General features: G+C 65.3%; 26 protein-coding genes. 20 read left to right on the top strand and 6 right to left on the bottom strand.

Annotation, left to right across the window (positions count from 1 at the left end; genetic code table 11):
• Window positions 1-10: 10 nt before the first annotated feature.
• Window positions 11-763, bottom strand: coding sequence for a hypothetical protein (locus GGR64_RS07365; protein WP_184644874.1), 753 nt, complete (start codon window positions 761-763; stop codon window positions 11-13).
• A gap of 392 nt (window positions 764-1155) precedes the next feature.
• Here GGR64_RS07365 and GGR64_RS20690 point away from each other — a divergent pair, with 392 nt between their 5' ends.
• The gene (locus tag GGR64_RS20690) at window positions 1156-1479 is read left to right on the top strand and encodes a hypothetical protein (RefSeq protein ID WP_221236100.1); all 324 of its coding nucleotides are present in this window, start codon (window positions 1156-1158) and stop codon (window positions 1477-1479) included.
• Window positions 1480-1486: 7 nt separating this feature from the next.
• Here GGR64_RS20690 and GGR64_RS07355 read toward each other — a convergent pair whose 3' ends face one another.
• The gene (locus tag GGR64_RS07355; RefSeq protein ID WP_260302944.1) at window positions 1487-2215 is read right to left on the bottom strand and encodes a hypothetical protein; all 729 of its coding nucleotides are present in this window, start codon (window positions 2213-2215) and stop codon (window positions 1487-1489) included.
• Between the two features lie 373 nt (window positions 2216-2588).
• On the opposite strand from GGR64_RS07355, the gene GGR64_RS07350 reads away from it, so the two are divergent.
• The 11 genes from GGR64_RS07350 to GGR64_RS07305 all read left to right on the top strand — a co-directional run bounded on the left by GGR64_RS07350 (window position 2589) and on the right by GGR64_RS07305 (window position 12112).
• Window positions 2589-3188 carry a hypothetical protein gene (locus tag GGR64_RS07350; protein ID WP_184644872.1) on the top strand — a complete coding sequence of 200 codons (600 nt, stop codon included), beginning with the start codon at window positions 2589-2591 and terminating at the stop codon, window positions 3186-3188.
• A gap of 94 nt (window positions 3189-3282) precedes the next feature.
• Window positions 3283-3474, top strand: a complete 192-nt coding sequence (locus GGR64_RS20685; RefSeq protein ID WP_221236099.1) for a hypothetical protein — start codon at window positions 3283-3285, stop codon at window positions 3472-3474.
• Window positions 3471-3995 carry a hypothetical protein gene (locus GGR64_RS07345; RefSeq protein ID WP_184644870.1) on the top strand — a complete coding sequence of 175 codons (525 nt, stop codon included), beginning with the start codon at window positions 3471-3473 and terminating at the stop codon, window positions 3993-3995. The genes GGR64_RS20685 and GGR64_RS07345 overlap by 4 nt, the downstream gene beginning before the upstream one ends.
• A gap of 148 nt (window positions 3996-4143) precedes the next feature.
• On the top strand, window positions 4144-4785 hold the full coding sequence (locus tag GGR64_RS07340) for a hypothetical protein (protein ID WP_326520315.1): 642 nt from the start codon (window positions 4144-4146) through the stop codon (window positions 4783-4785).
• Between the two features lie 12 nt (window positions 4786-4797).
• Window positions 4798-5793 carry an XVIPCD domain-containing protein gene (locus GGR64_RS07335; RefSeq protein WP_260302943.1) on the top strand — a complete coding sequence of 332 codons (996 nt, stop codon included), beginning with the start codon at window positions 4798-4800 and terminating at the stop codon, window positions 5791-5793.
• A 122-nt stretch (window positions 5794-5915) separates the two neighbouring features.
• Complete coding sequence (locus tag GGR64_RS07330) at window positions 5916-7652, top strand: S41 family peptidase (protein ID WP_184644868.1); 1737 nt, start codon at window positions 5916-5918, stop codon at window positions 7650-7652.
• The gene (locus GGR64_RS07325; RefSeq protein ID WP_326520314.1) at window positions 7631-8479 is read left to right on the top strand and encodes a hypothetical protein; all 849 of its coding nucleotides are present in this window, start codon (window positions 7631-7633) and stop codon (window positions 8477-8479) included. The genes GGR64_RS07330 and GGR64_RS07325 overlap by 22 nt, the downstream gene beginning before the upstream one ends.
• A 419-nt stretch (window positions 8480-8898) precedes the next feature.
• Window positions 8899-9093, top strand: coding sequence for a hypothetical protein (locus GGR64_RS07320; RefSeq protein WP_260302942.1), 195 nt, complete (start codon window positions 8899-8901; stop codon window positions 9091-9093).
• An 85-nt stretch (window positions 9094-9178) separates the two neighbouring features.
• Window positions 9179-10033 carry a hypothetical protein gene (locus tag GGR64_RS07315; protein ID WP_260302941.1) on the top strand — a complete coding sequence of 285 codons (855 nt, stop codon included), beginning with the start codon at window positions 9179-9181 and terminating at the stop codon, window positions 10031-10033.
• 229 nt (window positions 10034-10262) lie between these two features.
• On the top strand, window positions 10263-11042 hold the full coding sequence (locus GGR64_RS07310; RefSeq protein WP_184645235.1) for an SPFH domain-containing protein: 780 nt from the start codon (window positions 10263-10265) through the stop codon (window positions 11040-11042).
• Window positions 11043-11191: 149 nt separating this feature from the next.
• Window positions 11192-12112: a hypothetical protein gene (locus tag GGR64_RS07305; RefSeq protein WP_184644866.1), complete on the top strand. Its 921-nt coding sequence runs from the start codon at window positions 11192-11194 to the stop codon at window positions 12110-12112.
• 179 nt (window positions 12113-12291) lie between these two features.
• On the opposite strand, the gene GGR64_RS07300 is transcribed toward GGR64_RS07305, so the two are convergent.
• Complete coding sequence (locus GGR64_RS07300) at window positions 12292-13248, bottom strand: alpha/beta hydrolase-fold protein (RefSeq protein ID WP_184645233.1); 957 nt, start codon at window positions 13246-13248, stop codon at window positions 12292-12294.
• A gap of 218 nt (window positions 13249-13466) precedes the next feature.
• On the opposite strand from GGR64_RS07300, the gene GGR64_RS07295 reads away from it, so the two are divergent.
• The 5 genes from GGR64_RS07295 (at window position 13467) to GGR64_RS07275 (ending at window position 17986) form a co-directional block, all read left to right on the top strand.
• Window positions 13467-14282 (top strand): hypothetical protein, encoded by an 816-nt coding sequence (locus tag GGR64_RS07295; protein WP_184644864.1) that lies wholly within the window; start codon window positions 13467-13469, stop codon window positions 14280-14282.
• Between the two features lie 107 nt (window positions 14283-14389).
• Window positions 14390-15358, top strand: coding sequence for a polysaccharide deacetylase family protein (locus GGR64_RS07290; protein ID WP_184644862.1), 969 nt, complete (start codon window positions 14390-14392; stop codon window positions 15356-15358).
• 98 nt (window positions 15359-15456) lie between these two features.
• The gene (locus GGR64_RS07285) at window positions 15457-15660 is read left to right on the top strand and encodes a hypothetical protein (RefSeq protein WP_184644860.1); all 204 of its coding nucleotides are present in this window, start codon (window positions 15457-15459) and stop codon (window positions 15658-15660) included.
• Window positions 15661-15873: 213 nt separating this feature from the next.
• Window positions 15874-16509 carry a DUF2076 family protein gene (locus tag GGR64_RS07280; RefSeq protein ID WP_184644858.1) on the top strand — a complete coding sequence of 212 codons (636 nt, stop codon included), beginning with the start codon at window positions 15874-15876 and terminating at the stop codon, window positions 16507-16509.
• Window positions 16510-17161: 652 nt separating this feature from the next.
• Complete coding sequence (locus GGR64_RS07275; protein ID WP_184644856.1) at window positions 17162-17986, top strand: alpha/beta hydrolase; 825 nt, start codon at window positions 17162-17164, stop codon at window positions 17984-17986.
• Between the two features lie 149 nt (window positions 17987-18135).
• Here GGR64_RS07275 and GGR64_RS07270 read toward each other — a convergent pair whose 3' ends face one another.
• A complete protein-coding gene (locus GGR64_RS07270; RefSeq protein ID WP_184644854.1) occupies window positions 18136-19353 on the bottom strand; it encodes a glycoside hydrolase family 30 beta sandwich domain-containing protein in 1218 nt (405 codons plus the stop codon).
• 334 nt (window positions 19354-19687) lie between these two features.
• Here GGR64_RS07270 and GGR64_RS07265 point away from each other — a divergent pair, with 334 nt between their 5' ends.
• From GGR64_RS07265 to GGR64_RS07255, 3 genes are all read left to right on the top strand, one after another.
• Window positions 19688-21775, top strand: coding sequence for a beta-galactosidase (locus tag GGR64_RS07265; RefSeq protein ID WP_184644852.1), 2088 nt, complete (start codon window positions 19688-19690; stop codon window positions 21773-21775).
• 199 nt (window positions 21776-21974) lie between these two features.
• Window positions 21975-22313, top strand: a complete 339-nt coding sequence (locus tag GGR64_RS07260; protein ID WP_184644850.1) for a DUF3817 domain-containing protein — start codon at window positions 21975-21977, stop codon at window positions 22311-22313.
• A 144-nt stretch (window positions 22314-22457) separates the two neighbouring features.
• The gene (locus tag GGR64_RS07255) at window positions 22458-22757 is read left to right on the top strand and encodes a hypothetical protein (protein WP_160970376.1); all 300 of its coding nucleotides are present in this window, start codon (window positions 22458-22460) and stop codon (window positions 22755-22757) included.
• 27 nt (window positions 22758-22784) lie between these two features.
• Here the strand turns inward: GGR64_RS07255 and GGR64_RS07250 are convergent, their stop codons facing one another.
• A complete protein-coding gene (locus GGR64_RS07250) occupies window positions 22785-23876 on the bottom strand; it encodes a DUF1615 domain-containing protein (RefSeq protein WP_160970374.1) in 1092 nt (363 codons plus the stop codon).
• 82 nt (window positions 23877-23958) lie between these two features.
• Entirely contained in the window at window positions 23959-24774 is an 816-nt protein-coding gene (locus GGR64_RS07245; protein ID WP_184644848.1) for an NAD(P)H-dependent oxidoreductase, read from the bottom strand.
• Window positions 24775-24850: the final 76 nt, after the last annotated feature.

Genomic DNA, 24850 nt, shown 5'->3' with positions numbered 1-24850 from the left:
CCCGAAAGATCTATGCGTCTGGCCTTGGTGGCAGGGGCTCTTTATTCGATTCGACTGCATCAGTCTTATCTTCGGATTGAGATATGACGTAGGAAATTGTTTCCGTCACATAGTGGAGCCGTTCCCTAGATGCCATCGCCGCAAACGCTATGAGATACATGCAGGTTGCCATGGCTACTGGTAACCAAAGCATTAGGTTGGCGTCCTCTTTAATTAATCTAGAAGCGGAGAGCGCAGCTGCAGCAAGTGCTGGCATGAGTCCAAATTTTTTTAGATCGCCTACTATCAATGCGCTTCTGTCATTCATTACATTCCATGTGGTCTTGTATTGCATAAATGCGTATTCCAGGAGATGCTTCGGGTACAGCTTTAGCTTAACGACACGATCGTAATCTTCTTCGATATTGCGCTGAATCCTCTTCATGATCATTCCGTGCTTGCCCGGTATTTTTCTTTGCCGGAGATATATGGCGACCAATCCGGAAACTGCCGATGTAATATAAACTAGCCATGAAAAAGCCAGGGGAATGTAGAGAATCCAGAAAAAATATATCTTATTTTCCTGACTTGTCGATAATATTTTGGACGAGGCGGAAAATACAGTAATTATAAAAAGAAATACAATCAAAAGCTTGAGGGATATGGATTCACACTTTGCTAGAAACTTTGGTGTGGAAGCCTCATATAGAGGCAGCTTGTCTTCTGTCATCTCCTGAAATATCTGGAAAATCGAGTTGAGTTGCTGCTGTGTACTTTCCCGCATTAATAGAGCTCCTGAGACTACAATCGACAGATCGGCTGGTACACTTGAATCTTGAGCGAGCCTTGGCAGGGGAATGTAGACAAATGTGGGGGCTGGAGGAGTGGCCCACGAAGCAGGGACAGGGGTCAGGAACAGGGGTCAGGGTGTACTTTCCTCTACTATTATCCGGCCTTCACAGCTCAATCAATTTCGTGCGGGAGATGCACTGTGCTCAGTCTCGAAAGTCCGCGCTGGTCCGAGCTGCAGCACGCATATGGCTCAGCCAGTGATATCCCCGCGTTGTTGGGGCAGCTACAGACGGTGCCTTCATCCATGGATGGATCGGAGCCGTGGCTCACCTTGTGGAGCGCCCTTGCGCATCAGGGCGAAGTCTACTCGGCTCCTTCGCGGCAGTGCCGCATGTCGTCCATGCATTGGCACGGGCGCCCGGCAAGGCGGATCACGGGTACTTCCAGTTCCCCGCCTGGGTCGAGATCTGCCGCGCGAAGAGCCAGAACGAGATCCCCGAGGATCTTCGGGCCGCTTACCTGCATTCCCTCACTCAACTTCCCTCTTTGGTCGCGGCTGCGCCCTCTCGCGCCTGGAACCCGGAGTTTCTTGCTTGCGCTCTAGCCGCCATCGCCGCTGCGAAGGGGCAGCACGCGGTCGCGGAGGTCGTCCTCGAGCTCACGCCCGACGTCGCCGAGGAGTTCATGGAGTGGTTCTCTACGCGATGAGGCGTGTTCAACCACTCGCGGCAGTGTCTTGCCGGTTCGCTTCACCAAGCAACTGCTCGTATGTCTGCACGCGAACGCGCAATCGGATCAGGTGCCAGGAAAGCGCGTAAGCGAACAGTAGCAAAAACGCGAGAACGCTTTGGACGACCGTGATCTTGCTCAGGACGCTCCAGTCACCCAGGCGCCAGTCCTTGAACTGAAGATAGAGTGCAAGCAGCACTGGCATGATCCCGAGCTTCTCCATTCCGCCGGTGAACAAGCCCAGGCGTTCATGCATGTTCGTTCGGCGGTCACGCATGAAGGTCTCGCGTTGACGGCGCTGCTCAAGCGGAAACGCGCGTAGTGCGGTGACGATGTCTTGGTACTGGAAAAACTCCTGTTCCATTTGCTCTGCAGGCTTGGCATGTGGATGTCTCACGCCAGGCAGCTCACGTTTGATCTGCAAAATGGCGGCGACTGCAAAGCCAATGAGCTCGATGGTGAGTCCCGCGGCCGCACAGACGAGCGCTGCTTTGCCATCCAGCACAGTGCCGAACAACATGCCAAACCCTGCGCCCAACAAGCCAACGATGAAACTCCACCGCTCCACTGGGCCGGCTCGATTCTGCTCGGTCACTTGCGAGTATTGGCTCATCACCGCTGCGAGCCAAGGAAAGCTGAGCTCGCTGGCTGCCGCCGCACCACCTTCGAAATTCTTAGCAGGCGCTGCGGTCATTTCTTCCATTGCGTTCGCCATGTCTCTACCTTCGAGCGTCCAGCTGAGGCTGTCTGCAGCAAGTATTCCGTAGCCACTGACATCGCGCTAGAGGAATCCGACTTCCCAATGCAAGGTCTACAAATGGCTATTGACACGCCATGGAGTGCAGTAGCACTCTCCACTTCAAGGAGCGTCGAAACTCCTCTAACAGCGGTACCCACCTCCGACAAACCGGTGGGTTTTTTGTGCCCGAAGCTCGGGCGCAAGCCGACGCGATGCCTGCGTCGGGAGGGCGGCTAATACAATACCCCTAGGGGAAATACGCCCGCCGTCTGTTAGCGGTTTCGAACCTCCCGACTTCCCGTCCGCCATGCGTGGCGGACGGACCCCTTCATGGAACGAGGAGGCAACGATGGCGCACGACCGTTTGGACGACGACGACATGCCCGGCTATTTCCTGCCGGAGGACAGCCAGTTCCGCCTGGCGAAGCTGCGCGACCACGTGCGCTTCCTGGTCCGGCTGGCGCAGCCGCGCACGCAGGCCGAGGAGCGCGCCGCTGAACCCAAGGTACGCATGAGCGAACTGGCGCTCTGCCTGGAGCTGTTGGCCGAACAGGTGGAGTTGGTGCTGGACGCGCTGTCCTATCCCGCCCAGCACACCGACACGACGCGCGGCGCCTGGTCCGTTGCCACCGCCCAGCCAGCGCTGGATGCCGGCAGTGGCACGTTCCGCGTGACGCAGCAGCAGATCGACAGGCTCATGCAGCTGGCCGAGACCGTCTCGGCCAACGCCCAGATAGTGGCGGCCGGCGATACGGCCGAGTGTGCCGGCCAGGCGCTGCCGGAAGTGGGCAGTACGCTCTGTGCCGCAGCCAACGACGTGCGTGAACTGCTGCTGCAGATCGCGCGCCAGCCGCTGCCCGAGCCACCGTCCAACCGCGTGCGCGAAGAGCGGGCGGTGTATGCGCTGGAACTTGAAGCGCCGCCTGTGGGAGGCGGGCGGCTGCATTGATCCTGGCTACATTGGCGCGGCGCGGCGCGGGCGCTTTGTAAGACAAGGCCGGCCCAGCGCTGTTGGTCCGAACAGGGCCGCAGCGAGCGTCCGCGTGGGCTACGGCATACTCGCGCAGGTCGGCCGGCCGGACTACTCTCTGGTGCAAGAGAATCGAAGCGAGCGTGTCACGGTGACAGCGAAGCACCTGATCGGCATCCTCTTCATTGCCGCGACGCTGCAATTGACAGGATTCAGTCCCCAGCGCCGGACCGAGCGCCGCATGCCAGGGAGGAATCTGCAATGAGAACGACTGTGCCGCTGGTCAGGCCGCTGAGCCCGCAAGTGTTGTCTGATGCCATCACGTTGGACTTCGCTGTTTCCGCCCAGGCCGATGATCCGGAACCACCTATCTTCATTGGACTGAGGGTAACGGCCCCGGATGCCGAGGCTGCGCTGTCCAAAGTGGACCACTTACGCTACGCCGGCGTCACCGCTCAGGTCCATCTCTCTCGGTTGACGGCGGCAGGCGAGGAGCCCATGGCATTGCAGCGGAGCGAACTGGTTGGGCGCACCGAGTACCACGCGGTGGCATTGGACCGCGACGGACATGTGCCAGGTCTCCTCAAGGCGAATGCAGATGAACCGACGATGCGCGCCGCTGGATTGATCGCTCCAAGTGCCTTTTACCGTGAAATGGATCTGGCCTTTGTTCGGGATACGCCGCCCGGCCAATATCGGGTATCCGTCCACTTCGAGGGCAATGTCCGTGCCTTGGAGGAGGCGAGTCCTGAACTGTTGGTCGCCTTCACGGCCAAGGCGAAGTAGGAACGTACGGTCGGTGAGTGCGTCACGGGGATGTGCTTGCCAATCTGCTGATGAAGGGAGTATTTCCTCGTCTATCGTCGGTTGAAGGTGATTGTGCGAGCATGCCTGTGCGTTGCGTCCAGCATCGAATCCCCACGAGGAGGCCCGCGTGAAGAGTGTACTGAGCCAGGCGCGCATTCCTGCGCTGGCGCTGGTGGTGGGGCTGCTGGCGGGATGTGGCGGAGCCCCGCAATTTGCGGAACGGAATGTCGTCAAGGAGCGAAGCGATATGCGAACTGAAGTGCCCTTGGTACGCAACCTGGATTCAACTGGTCCAGCGGAAGTCCAGGTGGAGTTTGACGTGCCGAAACAAGGCGATGACGAAACGCCACCGGTCTTCATCGGGGTCAGGATCGCAGGCGAGGATGCGACTGCCCTTGCCGATCTTGCTGACCGGCTGGTGCGTACCGACATCTTGGCGGTTCTCCAGCTTGAGCGGATCGATGTTTCTGGTGCGACGAAAGTGGGGCTCCAGCGGAGTGAGCGTATCGACCGTGAGCGAGAAGCGCTTGTGCCGCTCCCAGCCGATGGCACGGCGGCGGGCCTGTTCGATTTCGATGCTGACGTGACCACGATGCAGGACGCCGGTCTGCTTTCGCCGAGCAAGCCGGAAAGAGAGCTTGCATTCGCCTTCAGCCCGTCGCTGAAGGCGGGACACTATCGGTTGAGGCTGCGTGTGGATCGGCATCGCGAGGCGCTTGTCGAGGCGCATGCGCAGCTCTTGATCGCGTACACGGCAAAGGGAAAGTAAGAGGTGGCGGACATGGATAATCCGGATAAGCGTTATACCGTGACGGTGTACGTGGCGGCGCCTGGAACGCCAACGCTTCTGTCTGGCGGTACGTCGGCTGCGGGGCATGTCTACTACGCGATCGACGATGGCACGACGAAGAACAGCTATGGCTTCGCCCCGAAGCATCATGGGGACTACAGTGGGCCGGGCAAAGTCTTCAACAATGACGTAAAGGATTACAAAGATCCTTACTACTCGCGCACGATGGAGATAGATAAAGCGCAGTACGAAAAGCTGAGGGACTTTGGTGCGGATCCAAAGAAGTACGGCTTCGATATGCAATACAACGGCGCAACGAACAGTTGCATCGATTTCACGTGGGGTGCTCTCAACCATGCGGGACTACATCGTCGGGACCGGCATGGGGTCATCGACGAGAAATTCGAAGGCGATCTCAAACCCTTGAACAACGAGGACGACATCCGCAGCATTCCGGCACCGAAGCCCGGAAGCGAGTTGAACAAGGAGCATCACAACCCAATGCCGGAGCAGAAATTCTGGCAAAAAGCCATCAGCGAGAATGAGACACCAGGCGCCCGAGGAGCGTCCCCAGTGCTCGCTAGTGCGGGCCCCGAGCCACCACGCGATCCACTGCTGCAGCAGGCGGAATCTGCGGTGGTCAAGCTGGAACAAGGCCTAGGGCGGGATTACGACGGCAACAGCGCCAAGTTGGCGGCAAGTGCCGCATACCTTGCAAAAGAAAGCGGGCTCTCGCGTATCGACCATGTGGTACTCAGCCAGGACTCGCGCAACGTACGGGCAGGCGAGAACCTGTTCGTTGTCCAGGGCGCGCTCAACGACCCCGCGCACCTGCGCGCGCACATGCGGACGGAAGATGCGTTGCGCAAACCGGTGGAAGAGACGTTGGCGCAACTGCAGTCGTTGAACGAGTCGCAACGCCAGGGTCAGACACAGAGCGTCGAGCAGCGCGATCAGGTACAGGCTCGACCACATCAGTTGGGATAATACGTGTGGGCTCTCGGTACCCACTCACTGTTGCGATGTTGCCCAGCATCGTCGTGATGCTGGCGCGCGCCAGATGCCCGATACTGCGGCCTGCGATTCAAACGCTCGAGCGCGAGGGTGCGATGCGAAGCTACGGATGGGGTGTGCTGTTGTGGTTGCTGCTGTTGCCGGCGATCAGCGCTGCGGAAACGCCGGCCGACCAAGCGTATGCACGGGCCACCGCCTTCCGCGACCGTGCTGGTCAGTTCAGCGAGCGCGGCGCCAAGAGCACGCGTGAGGACCTGCTGCAGGCACGCGATGCCCTGCAGCAAGGCTTGCACTATCTGGACGACCCGACGGTCGCGGCGCTGGCCGAGGGCAGCAAGACACTGCGCTTCCGCCGCCTGAACCTGCTGGGCGATCTGGTGCGCGTGCAGGTGTGGCTCGGCGACCGCGACGCGGCGGTGGCGGCCTGGCGCGCACTGGATGCGATGTCCTGGCATGAGGGGCTGATCGACTTCGTGGTGGACAAGGACCCGGCAACGGCGGCGTTGCTGGACGACCCGCGCCTGGCCGAGGTGCGGCGCCACGAAGCGCTCGCGGTGCGCGATGCCACGGCGCCCTCGATCGCGGTGCCTTACGCCGTGCAGTTGACCGAAGCCCAGCGCGTCGCTGGGTTGTCGCAGGTGTGGATGGCCGCGCGCGAGCGCTTCGTGTGGTTCGACCACGTGCCCGACCTGGACTGGGACCGCCTGTACCTGGAGACGATGCCGCTGGTCCAGCGTGCGGCGGATACCGATGCCTACTACCGCGTACTGGCGAGGTTCCTGGCGCAGTTGCGCGACGGGCACAGCGGGATCCTGCCGCCCAAGGAACTGGAGGGCCATTGGTATGCCCGCCCCGGGCTGCGGACGGCCTGGCTGGACGGGGAGGTGGTGGTGACCTCGGTCAGTGATGCCGCGCTGCGCCGCCAAGGGGTGGCACGTGGTGACCGCATCCTGGCGATCGACGGCGAGCCGGTGGTGCAGTACGCGCAGCGGGTGGTGCGTCCGCAGCTCAGCAGCTCCACCCCGCAGGACCTGCAGTTGCGCATGTACACCTATGCCTTGCTGTCCGGCGATGCCGCGACCCCGGTGCAACTGTCGGTGGAGCACGCCGACGGGCGCCGCAGCGAGGTGCGTGCCGCACGCAGCGGCTACACCGCGGTGAAGGTGCCGGAGGAGCCGCTGCTGCGCATCCGCCGCGATGGCGTGGCGGTGCTGCGCGTGCCGCAGTTGGAGAACGATGCCAGCCTGCAGGCGCTCAAGCAGGCACTGCCGCGCGTGCGCGCCGCGCGCGGGCTGATCCTGGACCTGCGCGGCAATGGCGGCGGCAACACGTGGTTCGGCCTGCAGATCCTGCGCTACGTCGCCGCGGCACCGCTGCCCTCGCTGCGCTCTGTCGAGCGCGACAACGGCTCGTCGTTGGCGCAGGCACGCGGGGCCAGGCTGATCGAATGGCGGCCGGTGCAACAGGAGCCGGTGGCGCCGGAACCGAACGCCTATTCAGGCCCGGTGGCGATGCTGGTGGACGCGGGGACGTTCTCCGCTGGCGAGGACACGGCGGCGGTATTCCGGCTGATGCGGCGCGGTCCATTGGTGGGGCAGGCGACCGGTGGGAGCACCGGCCAGCCGCTGCTGCTGGCCCTGCCCGGCGGCGGCTCGGCGCGGATCTGTGTCAAACGCGACAGCTACCCCGACGGCACCGACTTCGTCGGCGTTGGCGTGCTGCCGGACATCGTGGCCACGCCGACCCGCACCGACCTACGCGACGGCAAGGACCCCGTGCTGGAACGCGCGGTGGCGGTGCTGGGCCAGCAGTGGCCATCGACATCGCGCTGACACGGGATGCGCCGCGTGCGGTGCGGTGGCATGTCGGCGCCGTCGCACTGGCGATGGCGCTTTTGCTGTTGCCTGCCTGCGCCTCGATCAAGGTGCCACCTGCCAACTTGATCGCCAAGGAGGGTGCACACGCGACGGCGATGACCAGGATTGGGCCGGTGTTTGTCGTCAGAACCGTGAGCGTGTTGCCTGGTAGCTCAGGTAGGGCCGAAAAGTTTACTGTCATGGACGAGTGTCGCAGCGGAACGCTGCACGTCGCCTTGCGACGACAAGAGAGTGCAGCAACCTATGCTGCTCCCGCCTGTGCCGCGGTGCTGGCGTCACTCCAGTACGCCGTCGCCGCGTCCACCTTGCCTGACGTCGAGTTGAAACTGACTGTGGATCTGATCAGTCCCGGGCGGAAACTCATTGCCCGCACGTCGTCGCTGGCAACGGCGGCCAGCGCAAGCGCGCGCTATGCATTCGCGCTAGACAAGGACAGCGATCTGGCTGCCGCGAATGTCGTCTCCACGACGGCACACGAAACATTTCATCTATTGCGTGGCCTCAGCGGCGCAACATCCGAAATACAGGAGGAGGAACGTCTTGCCTACACGATGGGGGCATGTGCGCAACTGCAGGCCCTGGGATGGGTGAGGAGCAAGGACCTTCCTTTTATTGCACTTCCACAGGACGCCGAAGGCGTTTCTGAAAGCGTCAATGCATCCAACGCTGCAGGCATCTCGGCGGCGAAAGATCTCATGCCGTTCATGCGGGACGGCGTCGTGATCAAAGACGCGCCCGAGGGAATCGCAATGGCGCAGTTCTGCCAGGCGGTGCTTCAGTGAGCCGAACCACCATCGGTAGGCGACGTTGATCCGGTGGATATGGGCAGTACGCCATGCGGTCGGCTATGTTTTGGTGAGATGTCGACTAGACCTGCCATTTCACGGACGCCGGGGCCGCAAGGAGGAAGTGATGGTGAGACCATGCTGGTGCCTGGGACTGACCGCGTTCTCGTTGGTTGGATGCGCCAACGTCGCTACTAGCGATGTCGTGGTGGCAGCCTCTGGAGATGCGATCTGTAAGCAAGCGATCGATTGGGATGATGACGGGTCGATGCTCGCACAGAAGATCGCGCCGACGGTCGTAGAGAGCGATGCAGGGCGGACCTATCACTTCGACCTGCGAGGAACAGGCGGTTTGCGTTCGCTGGATGCGAGCTGCGGGTGGGGCAGCTACGCCGTGCGCCTTCACCGCATATCAGGTGGACGGCAAGGCGTACCGGTTCTCCGATCTCTCCACCTTTGGTCTTTGGCAGAAGGAAGGCCGCCTATATTTGCTGTATCGCATCGTGTCACCAAAGAACGACACGGCGGCGCGCCAGCGCCGAGTGATGGCGTTGGCCGACCCGCCTGTGGAGCTCTGCAATCAGATCGGCGACTACTCGAACCTCATGTAGACGCTCTCGCTGAATCCACAGATTACCTATGCGCCTACTTCCCGCTGGATCATCGAGACAGCAGCGCTCTGACATGAGGTGGCCCATGACCAAGCACGTCAGAACCATGGCCTTGGCGCTGGTCGACTCCGGCGCGCGCTTGCAGCGCAGGTTCCGCGCGTGCGGTTGGATGCGTCTGCTGACATTTCCATGCCTCTTGATCGGATCGTTCTGCACGCAGGCGGTGGCGGCGAATGTGCCCCGCATGTCTGTCGAGGGAATGAACAAGCACAGCGTTATCACTGGGATAGGGCTGTTTCTGACGCGCTCTCAGGTGGCAACCCAGGGTGCCGTGCAGCCTATGCACTTTCAGCGACGCAGCGTGTGTAGCGATCGCCGCATCAAGGTAGCGTTTGCCAAGGGGCTGGAGCGCACACCTGAGCAGATCTGCCGTGTCGCCTCCGAGGCGCTCGCGTTCGTCAGCGCCCAGTCGCACGTGCAGAACATCGCCATTACATTGCTGGTGGTGCCTAGTCGGGTGGACTACCAGGCGACCTTCTACAGGATGGGCAGAGGGCCGAAGCTGGTCCTCATCGCCCCGGTGTTGCAGACCGAAGAGGCGACGCTGGCCAACATCGCCGATCTGGTGGCGCATGAGGGCTTCCACGTGGGTATGTTCGCCGCGGGCGACGTGTCGCTGGCTGGGAACGAGTATGTCGCCTACCACTACGGGCTGTGCGGGCAACTGGTGGCATTGGGGCATGTGGAGCCCTCGGCGCTACCAGGTTTTGGTGTGGCCTCGGACGATCCGCATCTTGTCGATTCATCCCAGAGCGCCGAGCGTGTGCGGGACGAGGTGCTCGGGGCTTTCGGCGGCCTTCCCATGACGAGAGAAAGCGCCGCCGGCCAGGCGTTGCTCGCGCAATGCCGTGCGATTGCGCCTGCCAGTCCGAAGCAGTGAGGCTGCTACCTTCTGATCTTCAGCCTGCCGACGCGAACGTGGCATTCGCCAGCGTCAGCCTTGGGTACGGGGTGTGGCGTGAGACGACTGCGGCGCGAGGAGCGATCGGTCCGGATGCGTGCCTGGCTTTGGCGGACCAGCAGATGCCTTGCCCGTGACGATGCGCTAGCATCCCGGTACACGACGGCGCGCGGCGCCGTCCTTCAGGGGGACATCGATGAAACATGCCATGCTGGCCGCCGTCGTGGCGGCCTCGCTGTGCGGCTGTACCGTGGTCTCGCCCGATCCGGGGCAGCAGGCGGTGCTGGTGGACAAGCCGCTGCTGTTCGGCAAGGGTGGCATCCGCCTGGACGACGTGCGCGATCCCGGCCGCACCTACACGTGGATGACGACGTCGGCGGTGTACGTGGACACCACGCCGCAGACGGTGCAGGTGGCCTTCGACGACTTCTCGTCCAGCGACAACATCCTGTTGGACTTCTCCACGCAGATCCAATACCGGATCACCGCGCCGGCGCGGCTGCTGTCCGGTTTCGGCCAGGACTGGTTCAAGAACAACGTCGCCAGCCAGTACGCGGCGATCGTGCGCGACCAGGTCAAGCGCTACGACATGACCAAGATGATGAGCGACCCAGACAGTGCGCGGAAGATCGACGAGGCGGTGACCGAGAACGTACGCGCCCTGGTCAAGGAGCAGGGCCTGCCGATCCAGATCCAGAACATCACTCTCGGCCGTGCTCGCCCCAATCCCGACGTGCTGCAGCAGATGAACCTGACCGCGGCGCAGCAGCAGCGGGTCAAGACCCTGGTGGAAGCCACCACCGCCGAGCGCCAGCGCGAGCAGGAACAGGTGGCCAAGGCCGATGCGGACAACGCCTACCGCAACCGCATGGGCCTGACCCCGGAGCAGTACCTGGCCAGCCAGATCGCCGAGATCAACGCCGAAGCCTGTGCCAAGGCGCAGGCCTGCTACATGGTGCCGTCGGGGACATCGGTCATCGCCAAGTAACGCAGCGTGGTAGAGGCGGGCTTGGGATGGCTCGCTTCATGCCGATTCGATCGCACTGTGCGCGTCGCCGAAGCGGCACGCCGGCAGCGGTTGTCGCCACGCCGCGGGTCTGCCACTGTGATCGCCGTGTCCTGCGAAGAGATCCGCAGATGGAACCCGCCCCCTCCCCATCGTCGCAGCGCCCGCCGGCGACCCGCCTGTTCGCCCTGCTGGCGCGCGACGCGCGCACCGGCGTGATCTTTCGCCGCGGGCCGAGCAAGCAGGTGCAGTTGATCCACTGGAATCTGCGCGACGACAGCTTCGTGCACGGGCAGTGGTTCAAGGGCCGCATCTACGAGCGGCGCTGCGATCTGTCGCCGTCGGGGCGGCTGCTGGTGTATTTCGCCTCCACGCAGCGAGGCGACTACGGCACTTGGACGGCGCTGTCGCGGCCGCCGTTCTTCACCGCGCTGGCGCTGTGGCCGAAGGGCGACAGCTGGGGTGGCGGCGGGATGTTCGAGGACGAGCGGACCTTGTTGTTGAACCATTCGCCAGGCGACGGGCGCGATCCCTTTCCGATGCCGCCCGGCTTCCAGTTGCCGCACGATCTGCAGGTGCGCCCGTTCGGCAAGCATTCGGGTGGTGGCGAGGACGAGCCGATCGACGGCGTGTTGCGCGAGCGCGATGGCTGGCACCTGCACGATGACGGCGAGGGCGAACGTTGCGGCCTGCGCGGCGATGCGCTGTTCCGCTTCAGCCGCCCGCGCGTGCGCGAGAAGGTTGGCGCCAATGGCCGCCGCCTGCAGTCGCTGCTGCATGTGGTCGGCCAGGACAATCATGCATGGTACGGCCTGGATCACCGGGTGCTGGACCGCGAGGGCAACGTGCTGGTCGATCTGCCAGGCAGCGACTGGGCCGACTGGGACGGCGGCGACCTGGTGTTCGCACGCGATGGTGGGCTCTATCGCCTGCGCAAGAGCGACTTCCGCGAGGCGGCGCAGCAGCGCGCGCAGGCCTCCCAGTTGCTGCACGATTTCAGTAACGCGCGCTTCGCGCCATTGGCGCCGACGGCGGATGCGCTGAAGTATTGAGCGATCCGTGCAGAGCGCCTTCAGTAAACCTCTTCGAACAACGCGTCGTTAAACGGAAGGTATGGCTTTAGGAAATCTTTAGCAGCGACCGGAGCGCCTTTGTAGGAGCGGCTTCAGCCGCGACAAAGCCATGCGTAGAGACGCGGCATCCGCCCGGCCAGCGGCGTGAGTACCACACCTCACTGTGGTGGCACACCTAGCAGGAACTTCATTCCACGGGTGAGGCCGCGCGGCGCCACGCTCAAGTGATCCTCGTCGGCAAGCACGTCCAGCTGCAGGCGCAGCGACGGATAATGCCGCCCGCGCAAGGTCTGCACCATCTGCTGCGCGTCGGTCACCATGTCGTAGGTCTTGCCGTAGCGGCGCTGTTCGTACTCGCCAACATAGATGTAGACCTTCGCGGGCAGGTCGCGGTGGCTGGAGGCAAAGCGCGCTTCCTCGGCGCGCACGGCATGTTCGCCGAACCAGTACGACGGACTGCCCAGGATGTAGCCGGAGAAAAGCTCCGGCGTGCTCAGCAGGATCTGCGTACCGAGCAGCCCGCCGTACGAATGGCCAAGGAACAGGCGCCGCGCTTCGTCGGTGCGATAGCGCTGCGCGACGAACGGCAGCACCTGATCGCGCAGATAGGCGATGTAGCTGCTGGCACCCCCATGCGTCGCGCCAGCGGACGCGGCGCCGCCGTCCTCGGTGGTGGGCGTGTAGTCGCGGCGCCGGCTAGGCATCGGCGCGTCGCCGAGCGCATACGACAAGCCCACCAGGATGAAGTCCTCGATAGCCGGCCCTTCGCCGTTCAAGCGTCGCGCGATCTGGCGCGCCACCGGAAACGCATAGTCGGCATCGGTGACGTACAGCACCGGGTAGCGCCGCTCAGGATGGTCCGCGTAGCCGGCAGGCAACGCCACGAACACCTGATAGGTGCGGCCGGAGACAGGGTCGGGGACATCCCACACCGCCGTCCCGACCAGTTCGTAAGCCGCACCGCTGCCGCGCTGACCGCCGAGCTGCGTCGCCACTGTGCGTGCGGGAGGGGGCGCAGGTTGCGTGGTGGCAGTCGCTGCCGCGGGTGCTTGCACCGCGTTCGTGCACCCCGCCAGGAGCAGGGATGTCCAGACCAACCACAGTGCTTTTCTCATTCCTTCGCTTCCGTTTGCTTGTAGCACGCGCGCAAGTCGGCGTGCCTGCATGGTGCCATGGCTGCGCGAGTGCCGGCGCCTCCCGTGTGCATCGCGCGCAAACCCGCTCCGCCAACCCCGCGGCGCGTGTCGACTGGACTTGCGAGAAGGGATTCCGGCGCTGGCCTCTTCCCTCTGCATGAAAGGTGGATTAGGTTGCATGCACTGGGGGGAATCGCATGCGTATCGCGTTGGTCATCGCCGTTGCCGTTGCATCGCTCTGGCTGCTTGCTGCAGGAAGTGTTGCAGCGCCGGCTGGGCGGCAAGTCCCGATCAGGATCGTCTCGGTCTCGATCCAATACACGTACATGGGGTGGGGGTACGTCGATGAAAGGTTCCACTTGGTTCCGGCGCGTAACGGCATGGGGTTTATCATGCGGTGGACGGACAACGATGGCACGAGGCACGCTGAGCAGCAGGTCGCCACGGACAAGGTGATGGCGTTGTTCGCGGCAGCGCGTGCTCCCCGCATCGACCGCGCGACTGGGCTGGGCGAGTTGCAGCAGCGAGCGATGGCGGCGGAGACGATAACCAAAATCCGCAACGCGCTGTTTGTCGCTCCGAATTGCTCCCCCCTGCAACAGCGCCAATTGCGCGCCGCGCAAGCGAATGGGGATAGCGTGAGGGGCGCGCTTGAGCAGATCTACCGGGAGCCCATTTCATGGACCGACGATGATCCGTCCATGACGGTTCGCATCGTGCTCGAACGCGGGGTGCCGATGGAATTCTACTCGCAGTCGCAAAAGCCGTTCATGCTGTCATGGATCCAAGGCAAGCCGGTGTTCGGACGAGATGAGGACATGAATGGGCCCAAGGCGACCTGGTCGCTGCTGCTCAGCGATGCGCTTGCGGAAATCCTGCCCGCCACGTCGCCCGCGCGAAAGCGCCTGGCGCGCAAGCAGTTGGTAACGGTGTTGGCTCGAAACCTGGAACGTGGCGCCCCCACGTCTTGCCCGCAGAGGGCATATCGCGACAAGTTTCAGTTAGGGAATTGAAACTTCGCCCGCTCGGTTTGCTGGCGAGCCGCCCAGGCAGGGATCCGCACTGACTTCCACGTCGTGCTGCGCGTATAGACTGGTGTCCCAACTCCTAGGGACGTCCGATGAAACTGCTTCGCCGCCTGCTGCTGCCGGCCTTGCTGTGCGTCGCCGCACTCGCCCAGGCCCAGGACGACACCCGCCGCATCGCGGTGACCATCGACGACCTGCCGTGGCAGCGCATCGAGCAGACGCCGCCGGCGCAGTTGCCGGCGCTGCATGCGCAGTTGATGGCGGCGCTGCGGCAGGCGCAGGTGCCCATCGTCGGCTTCGTCAACGAGGACAAGCTGGAACAGGACGGACAAGTACAGCCGCAACGCGTGGCGATGTTGCGCGACTGGCTGGATGCCGGCTATGCGCTGGGCAACCACACCTATGGCCACGTGAATCTGCATCAGGTCGGCGTGCCGTCGTATGAGGACGCGATCGTGCGCGGCGAGCGCACTTTGCGGCCATTGCTCGCGGAACATGGCCAGTCACTGCAGTGGTTCCGTCATCCGTACTTAGCGACCGGCCGCAGCGTCGCCGATCGCGAGGCGGTCAACGCGTTCCTGGCGGCACATGGCTACCGCATCGCGCCGGTCACCGTGGACAGTGGCGAGTGGGTGTGGGCGTTCGCCTACGCGCATGTATTGGACGAGCCGCCAGGTCCGGCACGCGACGCCCTGCTGTTGCGCCTGCGCAAGGGCTACGTGCCGTACATGCTCAACAAGCTGGATTACTTCGAGCGCGAATCGCAAGCCCTGTTCGGCCGCCGCATCCCGCAGGTCTGGTTGATGCACGCCAATGCGCTCAACGCGGCCGCGTTCCCGGACCTGGTCGCGGCCACGCGCCGCCGCGGCTACAGCTTCATCTCCTTGGACGAGGTGCTGCGGGATCCCGCTTATGAACACGCCGAGGGCTACACCGGCCCCGGCGGGATCGGCTGGCTGCATCGCTGGGCGATGGCCGAGGACAAGCCGAAGGACTTCTATGCCGGCGAACCGGTGGTGCCACGCTGGGTGTTCGCGCTGTCTGGGGTGGATTCGGAGTAGTGCAGAGCGTGCAGCTGCTGGCGAGTCCCGGCAGGCCTTCACCGTCCACGCACGCATGCCGGAATCACGATGACGCCTCTCCGCTCACGCTGACGCCCATGCCCTCGTCCAAGACGCCTCCGTGGAAGAAGCCGAATCCGCGCGGTCAGCGCAGCCAGCCGTTGTCGCCATCGCAGAAGGCGGCCGCGCGGCAGCGCGCCGAGGAGAACGGCCGCCCGTATCCGAACCTGGTCGACAACATGTGGGCCGCGCGGCAGCCGTACGCGTCGCCCTCGTCCGTCTCCGACATCGGCGAGGAATGAGCCAGGCGCGTGTGCCTGGATGAGGGCGTGCCTGGCGCGCGTTGTCGGAGAAATGTCGAAGTTCGCCATGGCGTTCGCGGGTCTGGCTCGCGGGCCAGGCGCGATTGATGAATGCCGCTGCACCGAACAGGGGCCGCACCCTTGGCCTGCGCCGAGCGATGCCCATACCGTGCCGTGCCGGCACTGGGCCGGTCATCGCATCCAGGTACGGGTATGACTCCGCAAGAACAGCAGCTTCTCGAAGACTTCCTGGCGCGCCTGCGCAGCGCCGGCGGGGTGGCCAAAGATCCACAGGCCGACGCGCTGATCCACGCGCGGCTGGCCGATCAACCCGATGCCGTGTATCTGCTGGTGCAGCGCACCTTGCTGCTGGAGCACGCGCTGGAGGCCGCCAAGGCGCAGATCGCGCAGTTGCAGCAGGCAGCGCCACCGCCGCCGCCTGCCAGCTTCCTCGGCCAGGGTTTCAACGCGCCGCCGCCGCCGTTGCCGCCGGCGCCCGCTACCGCAGGCGTCGCGGGTGCCGGCGCGCCCGGCTGGCGCGAGCGCTGGTTCGGTGGCGGCGCTGCGGCTGCCGAGGCGACGCCCCCTCCGGCCGCGGCGCGCGGACCGAGCTTCCTCAGCACCGCGGCCACCACGGCGGCCGGCGTGGCCGGCGGCATGTTCCTGTTCGAGGGCGTGGAAAGCCTGCTGGGCGGCCACCACGGTGGCGGCCTGTTCGGCGCCGGCGCGCCGCAGGAGACGGTGGTGGAGAACATCACCAACAACAACTACTACGACGACACGCCGCAGCAGGACATGGACCAGGACTTCCAGGACGACGGCGACTTCGGCAACGACAACTGGACGTGATGCCGGGGCGCTTGCGTTACCGCACTGGTCGTCTGATCGAGCGAGTGCCAGCCGGCGCTCGCAATCGGGGCGCTTCGAAGCATCGACGCGCCCGGTCGACATGAGTTTCTATTCTTCAATCTATTCACGGCTGGTGCGGCGGGCTGGCGCAGGACTGCAAAAAAACTGCAGAAAACAGGCATAACCTTGCCCTGCGCCAGTCGATTATCTATTCATGAATCCATTTAATCGAAGTCATGCGCGAGATCCGGAGCATGGGTTGGACGCGCGGCTTCGTCTCGCTTGCGCTGGTGGACGCGGCCTGGCCATCGAATGGTGGCGGTTCGCGCTGCGGTTACCGCGTGACGGCTGGCTAAGCCGCGCGCGAATGCGCTTCGCCCACGCGCTGACGCTGCCGTCAAATCCACATCAGTGCGACGATTGGCACCGGCTACCCGGCATGGCGTTGCTGCTGCGGGTCATCGAGCACGCCCGCGTGTCCGCGCGATTCAAGCGCATCGCGCGGGATGCGCTGGCGCAGTCGACGCGTGCCGTGCCTCGGATCGGCTGAGCGCTTGCGCGTCGCGTTAAGCGACTCGACACATCGCCCTCACGCGGGCCGGACATGCCGCAGAGGAAGCTGCCGCGATTCCCCACCACCGAGGTCTTGCCCATGGCTGCAACCAACGCGCGTGTCCGTCTGCATGTAGAAGATACCGGCGGTGCCGGCCGTCCGGTAATCCTGATCCACGGCTGGCCGCTGTCGGCAGAGGCATGGAAGGACCAGGTCGGGCCGCTGCAGCAGGCCGGCTACCGGGTCATTGCCTACGATCGCCGCGGCTTCGGCCGTTCCGAGAAGCCGGCCGATGGCTACGACTACGACACCCTGGCCGACGACCTGGCTGGCATCATCGAGGACAAGCAGTTGCGCGAGGCGGTGCTGGTCGGGTTCTCGATGGGCGGTGGCGAGGTGGCGCGCTATGTGGCGCGGCATGGCACCGCACAGCTGGCAGGGGTGGTGTTCGCCTCCGCGGTGCCGCCGTACATGCTCAAGACCGACGACAACCCGGAAGGGCCGTTGAGCAAGGAGCAGGCGCAGGAGATGGAGCAGGGGCTGAGGGCCTCGCGCGAGACCTTCTTCGACGACTTCACCCGCGGTTTCTTCAGCGCCCACGGCACGTTGAAGGTCAGCGAGGCGCAGCGCCAGGAGGCGATCGCACTGTGCCTGCAGAGCGACCAGACCGCGGCGCTGGGCTGCATGCAGGCGTTCGGCACCACCGATTTCCGCGAAGATCTCAAGCAGGTCGACGTGCCGACCCTGGTGCTGCACGGCGATGCCGATGCCACGGTGCCGTACGAAGGTTCCGGCCAGCGCACCCATCGCGCCATCGCCGGCAGCGACGTGGTGTTGCTGAAGGATGCACCGCATGGCTGCAACACCAGCCACGCCGAGGAGTTCAATCAGGCCTTGCTGACGTTCCTGGCCAAGCTGGGCTGAGCGCGAGCCCCCGCCTCGGCGGCGTGTCGCGGTGCCACCGCGCTAGGCGTGGCACCGTGTCGATGCAAGAAGCGAGAACGTAGAAAACCGACCCGCGGCAGCACTCGGCTGCCGCGGGTCGTTCTGCGCGACTTACGCGATCGTACAGTTCACTCGCCGACCAGCGTGGCCACGCTCTGCGGGTCGACGTAGACCACGGTCTGGCCCGAGGCGACGCTGTACTTCCCGCCGTAGCCGACGTTGAGGCTGGACGAGGTGCTGTACTTGGTGAACGCGGTGGCGCTGCCGGCGGGAACGCGCACGGTGATCTGCCGATGCTGGGTGCCGGTATTGACCACGACCAGGGCCAGTTTGCCGTTCGGCGTCTTGTAGGCGCTGACCGCGACATCGCTATACGGCGCGGCGGTGGCGCCGATGCGCACCGAGCCCGGGCGCACGAAGCGCGCGAACTGCGACATCACATACCCGCGCTTGCTCACCGTGCCGTTCTCGGCGATCAGCCCGTAGCTGCGGCGGATATACCACCAAATGTAGCCGCTGTAGTTGGCGAGCATGCTGTTGTGCAGCTCGCTGGCCACGCCGAGTGCCGAGGGCCAGGCGTTGCCGTCGGTGTTGTCGGTGTAGTGCTCGGTCATCCACAGCTGCTTGCCCTTGCTGCGCGCCAGCGGGTAGTCCTTGGGCTGCACGCCATACAGGTGCCCGCCGATGATCGACAGGTATTGCGCGGCGCTGCTGTTGAGCACCGGGTCGGTCAGTGCGGTGTTGAAGCCCAGCGACTCGGCGGCGAGCAGCTTGAACTTGCCGAACTTCGCGCCCTGCGCGCTGATGAAGTTGAGGAAGTCGGTGCCGTTCCAGTCGCCCGATTCGTAATCCGGATGCCAGTCCGGCTCGTTCTGCAGCGACAGGGCGTAGATCGGCGCGCCCTTGCTGTCCATGTAGGCGGTGAAGTCCAGCAGATGCTTGGCATAGGCGTCGTAGTACTGCGGCAGCAGCTTGCCGCCATTGTTGAGGCTGTTGTTCGACTTCATGTAGGCCGGTGCCGACCACGGCGTGGCCAGCAGCACCGCGCCGTGCGCGCGTGCCCGCACCGCCGACGGCACCTGCTGGCTCCAGCCGGAACTGGACGGATCGATGCGCATGCGCATGATCGACAGGCCGATCTGCCCCGTATCGCTGCCGAACGCCAGATCGACCTGGGCCGGGGTGAGGTCGGCGACCCAGCCGGCGCCGTTCATGCCGCCGAAGCCCTGGATGGTCTGGTGGACTTCGGACGGATTGACGGTGACGGTCTGGGCCAGGGCGGCGCCGGCCGAGAACAGCGTGGCGGCCGCGGCGAGCAAGGTGCCTAGCAGGCGAGGGGTCTTCATGGTGCTTCCAGGGGTTGGGGGAGGCGTGACGCTAGCCAGCACAGATGACCATTTCAATGTCGCGATCGTCCAAACCTGGCAAGTGAGACCGACGGCGCAAGGCGAGCGCAACCCTGTCCTCAGTCCGCAACGCGCGCAGGCCACGTGGGATGACGCGATGCAGCGTGGATGCTTGCGCCGCTGCGCAGTGAGGAGCCACGTGCGGATTGTGCGCAGTTGCGCGCGCAAACGCCGCAAGATGCACAAGTGCACATGCGGCAAAGCTGCGCACAATGCAGGTGCCGGCAGGACGAAGGGGGCGTGCCGGTGTTTCCTCTTGCGAAGGGTGTTGCGCATGCCACTGTTCCGTATTCCGCAACGCTGCGGCGTTGCGCTGTTCGCCGCGATGCTGCTGATCGCGCTCTGCCTGCCGCCGTCGGCGCAGGCGCAGGCTACCCGCTATCGCGACGCCGCGCCGCTGCTGCTGGGCGTGGCCTGGTATCCGGAGCAATGGCCGGAGGCGCAATGGGAGCACGATCTGGCGCTGATGCAGGCGGCGCACGTGCGCGTGGTGCGCATCGGCGAGTTCGCCTGGAGCCGGATGGAGCCGCGCGAGGGGCAGTACGACTTCGCCTGGATGGACCGCGCCATCGCCGCCGCCGCGCGCCATGGCATGGTGGTGGTGCTGGGCACACCGACCGCCGCGCCGCCGGCGTGGCTGACCCAGGCCTATCCGGATACCTTGCGGGTCAGCCAGGACGGCGTGCGCGACGAGCACGGCAACCGCCAGCAGTTCTCCTTCGCCAGCACCCGCTACCGCCGCTTCGCGCATGCCATCGCCGAGCAGATGGCGCAGCGCTACGGGCACAACCCGCACGTGGTCGGCTGGCAACTGGACAACGAGTACGCGCAGTCCTCGTTCGATCCCGAGGCCAAGGCGCAGTTCCATGCCTGGCTGCAGCGCAAGTACGGCAGCATCGAGGCGCTCAACCAGCGCTGGGCCACGGCGTACTGGAGCCAGACCTATACCGATTTCGCGCAGATCCCGGTACGCGAGGACGAGGAGAATCCGGCCCTGCTGCTGGAGTGGAAACGCTTCGTCAGTGACACCTGGACCGACTATTCGCGCAACCAGATCGATGCGATCCGCCCGCATGCCGATCCGCGGCAGTTCATCACCACCAACACCATGGGCTGGTTCGCCGGCTTCGACGCCTACACGGTGCACGGCGTGCTCGACATCGCCGCCTGGGACGACTACGTCGCCGGCGAGCGCTACGACTGGGTGGACAACGCCGCACGCCACGATCTCACCCGCGGCTACAAGCAGCGCAACTACTGGGTGATGGAGACCCAGCCCGGCTTCGTCAACTGGCGCGCGACCAACGTGGCGCTGCGCAAGGGCCAGGTGCGGGCGATGGCCTGGCAGGCGGTGGCGCATGGCGCCGATGCGGTGTCGTACTGGCAGTGGCGGGCCGCGCCCAACGGGCAGGAGGAATACCACGGCACCCTGGTCGGCGCCGATGGCGCGCCGGTGCCGGTGTATGCGGAGATCCAGCAGGTCGGCGCCGAGTTCGCCAAGGCCGGGCCGGCGCTGGCCGGCACCACGCCGCAGGCGCAGGTGGCGCTGATCAACGACTTCGACAGCCGCTGGGCGATCGGCTTCCAGAAGCATGCGGCCGACTTCGATCCGGTCGTGCAGATGAAGAGCTTCTACCGTCCGCTGCGGCAGCAGGCGCAGGTGGTCGACGTGGTCTCGGCGATGGCGCCGTTGGAGCGCTACAAGCTGGTGGTGGCGCCGGCGCTGAACGTGCTGACCGAGGCGCAGGCGCAGCGGCTGAAGGCCTATGTCGAGCACGGCGGGCATCTGGTGCTGGGGCCGCGCAGCGGCATGAAGAACATCGACAACGGCCTGCATCCGCAGCGCCAGCCTGGTCCGCTGGCGGCCTTGCTTGGCGGTCGCGTGGAACAGTTCTATGCGCTGGACAAGCCGATCCCGCTGGTCGGTGCGGGCACCGATGGCAGCGCCAAAATCTGGGCCGAACAGTTGCAGGCCACCGCCGCCGATACCACCGCGCCACTGCAGTACGGCGCGGCCAATGGTTGGCTGGACGGTGCGCCGGCGCTGCTGACCCGACGTGTGGGCAAGGGCCGCATCAGTTATGTCGGTGGCTGGTTCGACGATGCCACGCTCGACCGCCTCACCGGCGACTGGCTGCGCGACGCCGATGTGCACGCGCCGCTGGCCGACGTGCCGGACGACGTGGAAGTGGGCGTGCGCAGCGATGGCGCGCGCCGCATCGTGGTGTTGATCAACCACGGCACCGCCGCGCACGAAGTACGGCTGCCGGCGTCGATGCGCTCACTGGTGGGTCCGGCGCCGAGCAGCGACACGGTGCGGCTGGCGCCCGACGACGTGGCGGTGCTGGAACAGCGCCGCTGAGCGCAGCCGCGGTGCGCTGCAGCGCACTGCGGCCAGGGACGAAGGAACAGGGCGGCCGGAGCGGCTGGCCCGCGCCTGCCGTGGCCGCGTCGCGCCTGTGCGCCACGCGCGACGGCACGCTCTACAATGCCACTGCCAGCGGGCGTCGCCGCCGCCATCGCGTCGCGGCCTTGTCCCCTCACTGGAGTCGCGTGTGTCCTTGTTTTCTTCTGCTCCGTTGTCGCCGGTGGGCCGGCTGTTCGCCGCTGCCGCCGTGTTCGAAGGCCTGACCTGGGCCGGCCTGTTGCTCGGCATGCTGCTCAAGTACGGCACCCAGACCACCGAATTGGGCGTATGGCTGTTCGGCCGCCTGCATGGCGTGGCGTTCCTGCTGTACGTGGCCGCCAGCCTGGTCGCGGCGCTGCGCCTGCGGTGGCCCTGGTGGGCGTGGGCGTTGAGCCTGCTGGCGGCGCTGCCGCCGCTGGTCACGGTGCCGCTGGAACTGTGGTTCCGCCGGATCGGCCTGCTCGGCGCGCCACGCCAGCGCGCAGTGGGGTAGTGCACGCGCCGCGGCGCAGGCGGGGCGCGGCGGGGCCTGCGATGCGGAGCGTTGTGCCAGCGTTCTCCGGCATCGCCCTAGAATGCATCGCCTAGCGCAGGCGAGGACACCATGGGCAAACGCCAACGACGACCGCCCCCGCCAATGCCCGCACCCACGCGCCTGCAGCGGCTGGTCGCGCGTGTGCAACGGCCGGTGTTGGTGCTGGTGGCCATGGCCATCGGCGCGAGTGCCATGTTGAAGCTATACCTGCTGGCGAAAGCGCTGCAGAGCGGCGTGTACATCGGCGTATCGAGAGTCGGTCCGACACGGATCTATCCGCTGCAGACCGACCCAGGCCACTATTGGTTCTCGATCGCGTGGGACAGCGTGCTCAGCCTGGTGTTGCTGGCGCTTGCCGTTGCCCTTGGCTGGTCGGTGATGGCGCTGCGCAAGCCGAAGTAGTGCGCGTCGGCCGGAGCGTCGCGGTCGTCACTTGTCCAGGCAGCGCTGCCAACGCTCGGCCACGCGCTGCGCGAACCAGGCGGTCGTCAGCTTGCGGGTGATCTTCGGACTTTCCAGGGCGATGCCAGGCAGCACCGCGCGTGGCAGCGGCTTGCCGGCATCGCGGTCGGCCAGCGCGAACACCTGCCGATACAGCGCGCTGTCGCCGAAATCCGCATCGCTGCCGCGCTGCAGTTCGCGGCGGATCCTGCGCGCGTCCATGCCCAACTGCGTGCCCAGGCTGCGCGCGGCGCGCTCGGTGGCGCCGGGAGCGTCGAGATCGGCACCCGGCGTCAGCAGGTCGCCGTCCAGCGCCAGGGCGATACCGCTGGCCCGCGCCAATGCGGCCTGGAATGCGGCATTGCGGCTGGCGTACCAACCGGCGTTGAAGTCGGCGAAGCGGTATAGCATCGCCGCCGCGTTCGGGTAGCCGAGCAGGTGACGGGTGCCGAACCAGATGCCGCCGCGGCGGCTGAATACCGCGTGGCGCACGCCGTCGGTCAGCGGGTATGGGTAGCCGTCGGTATGCGCTTCGGCAAAGGCGATGCTCACCTGCATCGGCCCGGCGGTGTGCACTGGGTTGAGATCGCCGAACAGGCGCTCGCCCAGCGGCACGCTGCCGGCGATGTCCTCGAAGAGCGCACTGAGGTCTTGCTCGGTGCGCGCGGCGGCGAGGCGCTCGGCATAGCTGCGTCCATCGGGTCCGCGCAGCTGCAGCGCCGCATCCAGCGCGAACGCCGGCACATGCAGCGTGGCCGCGCGCCGCTGCAGTTCTGCCCGCGCGATCTTGCCCAGTCCCGGCACCGGCGGGTTGGTCTGGTAGGTCGATTCCTGCTCGATCACCGCCAGCACGGCGCAGATGGTGTCGGCGCTGGTCGGCAGGTTCTGCGAGGACAGCGCCACGTAGACGTCGTCGGCCCAGCCGCGGCGATCGGGCACCGTCGCCGGGATGCGCCGGGCGATGTCCGCCTTGACCTCGCTGGGCGTGCGCTCGGGCACGCGCGGCGCCTGCGTGGCGCAGGCGCCGAGCAGGGCGAGAGTGCACACGGCGAGCAGGCGGGCGAAGACGGCGGCGGGCATCGGCGAGGCGGTTCCTGCGAGATGGCGATCGTCCGCATCCTACAGGCGAGGTGTTGGCGCCGCGCGACGTCGCCGGTGACCACTAGGTGTGATCGGAGGTCGCTGGCGCCTGTGCGTCCGTCTCGGCCACATGGATGCCGAAGCCGCTGCGGCCGGGGGCAAGATCCTCCCGCAGCGTCAGTGCCGGAATCGCGTAGTCGCCATGATTCTGCTTGCGGAACGCGATCGCCGCGGTACTGAACAGTGTATCCAGGCGCTCGCCCAGCGCGGCGCTGGTCTGCGCGAAACGTGCCGCGTCCATGCGCCCGCTGCGGTAGACCACGAACGGCGGCAGTACGTCGAAGCCCGGGTAGTGCAGGATGCCGTGCTGGATCGGGAACAGCAGGTCGTCGATAGGGCCATTGATGCCGCGCGGCGCGTAGTGCGAATCCCAGCCGCCAGCGGTGACGATCAGCATCGCGCGCTTGCCGGCCAGCGTGCCTTCGCCGTAGCGATCGCCCCAATGCGTGTCGGAGTGTTCGCCGACGCCGTAGGCGAAGCCGCAGGCATAGACTCGATCCACCCAGCCCTTGAGGATGGCCGGCATCGAGAACCACCACAGCGGGAATTGCAGCAGCACCGCATCGGCCCAGCGCAGCTTGTCCTGCTCGGCGGCGATGTCCGCGCGCTGGCGGCCGCTGGCGAAGGCGCGCTGCGAGTCGCGCGAGGGATCGAAGCGCGCGTCCGCGGCGCCGTCCAGGCTGTCCTGTGCGTCGACCGTGCACTTCCAGTCCATCGCATACAGGTCCGACACCTGCACGCGATGGCCCGCCTCCTGCAGGCGCTGCACCGCCACCTGCCTGAGGGCGCCATTGAGCGAGGTGGATTCGGGGTGGGCGTAGACCAGCAACACGTTCATTCGGCTTCTCCACGAGGAATGCCGCCACGCTAGGCCGCCATTGGTTATAGTGGAAATGAATTGCCTTAATGGCCGC

The organism is Xanthomonas sp. 3307 (assembly GCF_014199735.1).
In the GTDB taxonomy this organism is placed as follows: domain Bacteria; phylum Pseudomonadota; class Gammaproteobacteria; order Xanthomonadales; family Xanthomonadaceae; genus Xanthomonas_A; species Xanthomonas_A rydalmerensis.
This window is presented reverse-complemented; position numbering and strand designations above follow the sequence as displayed.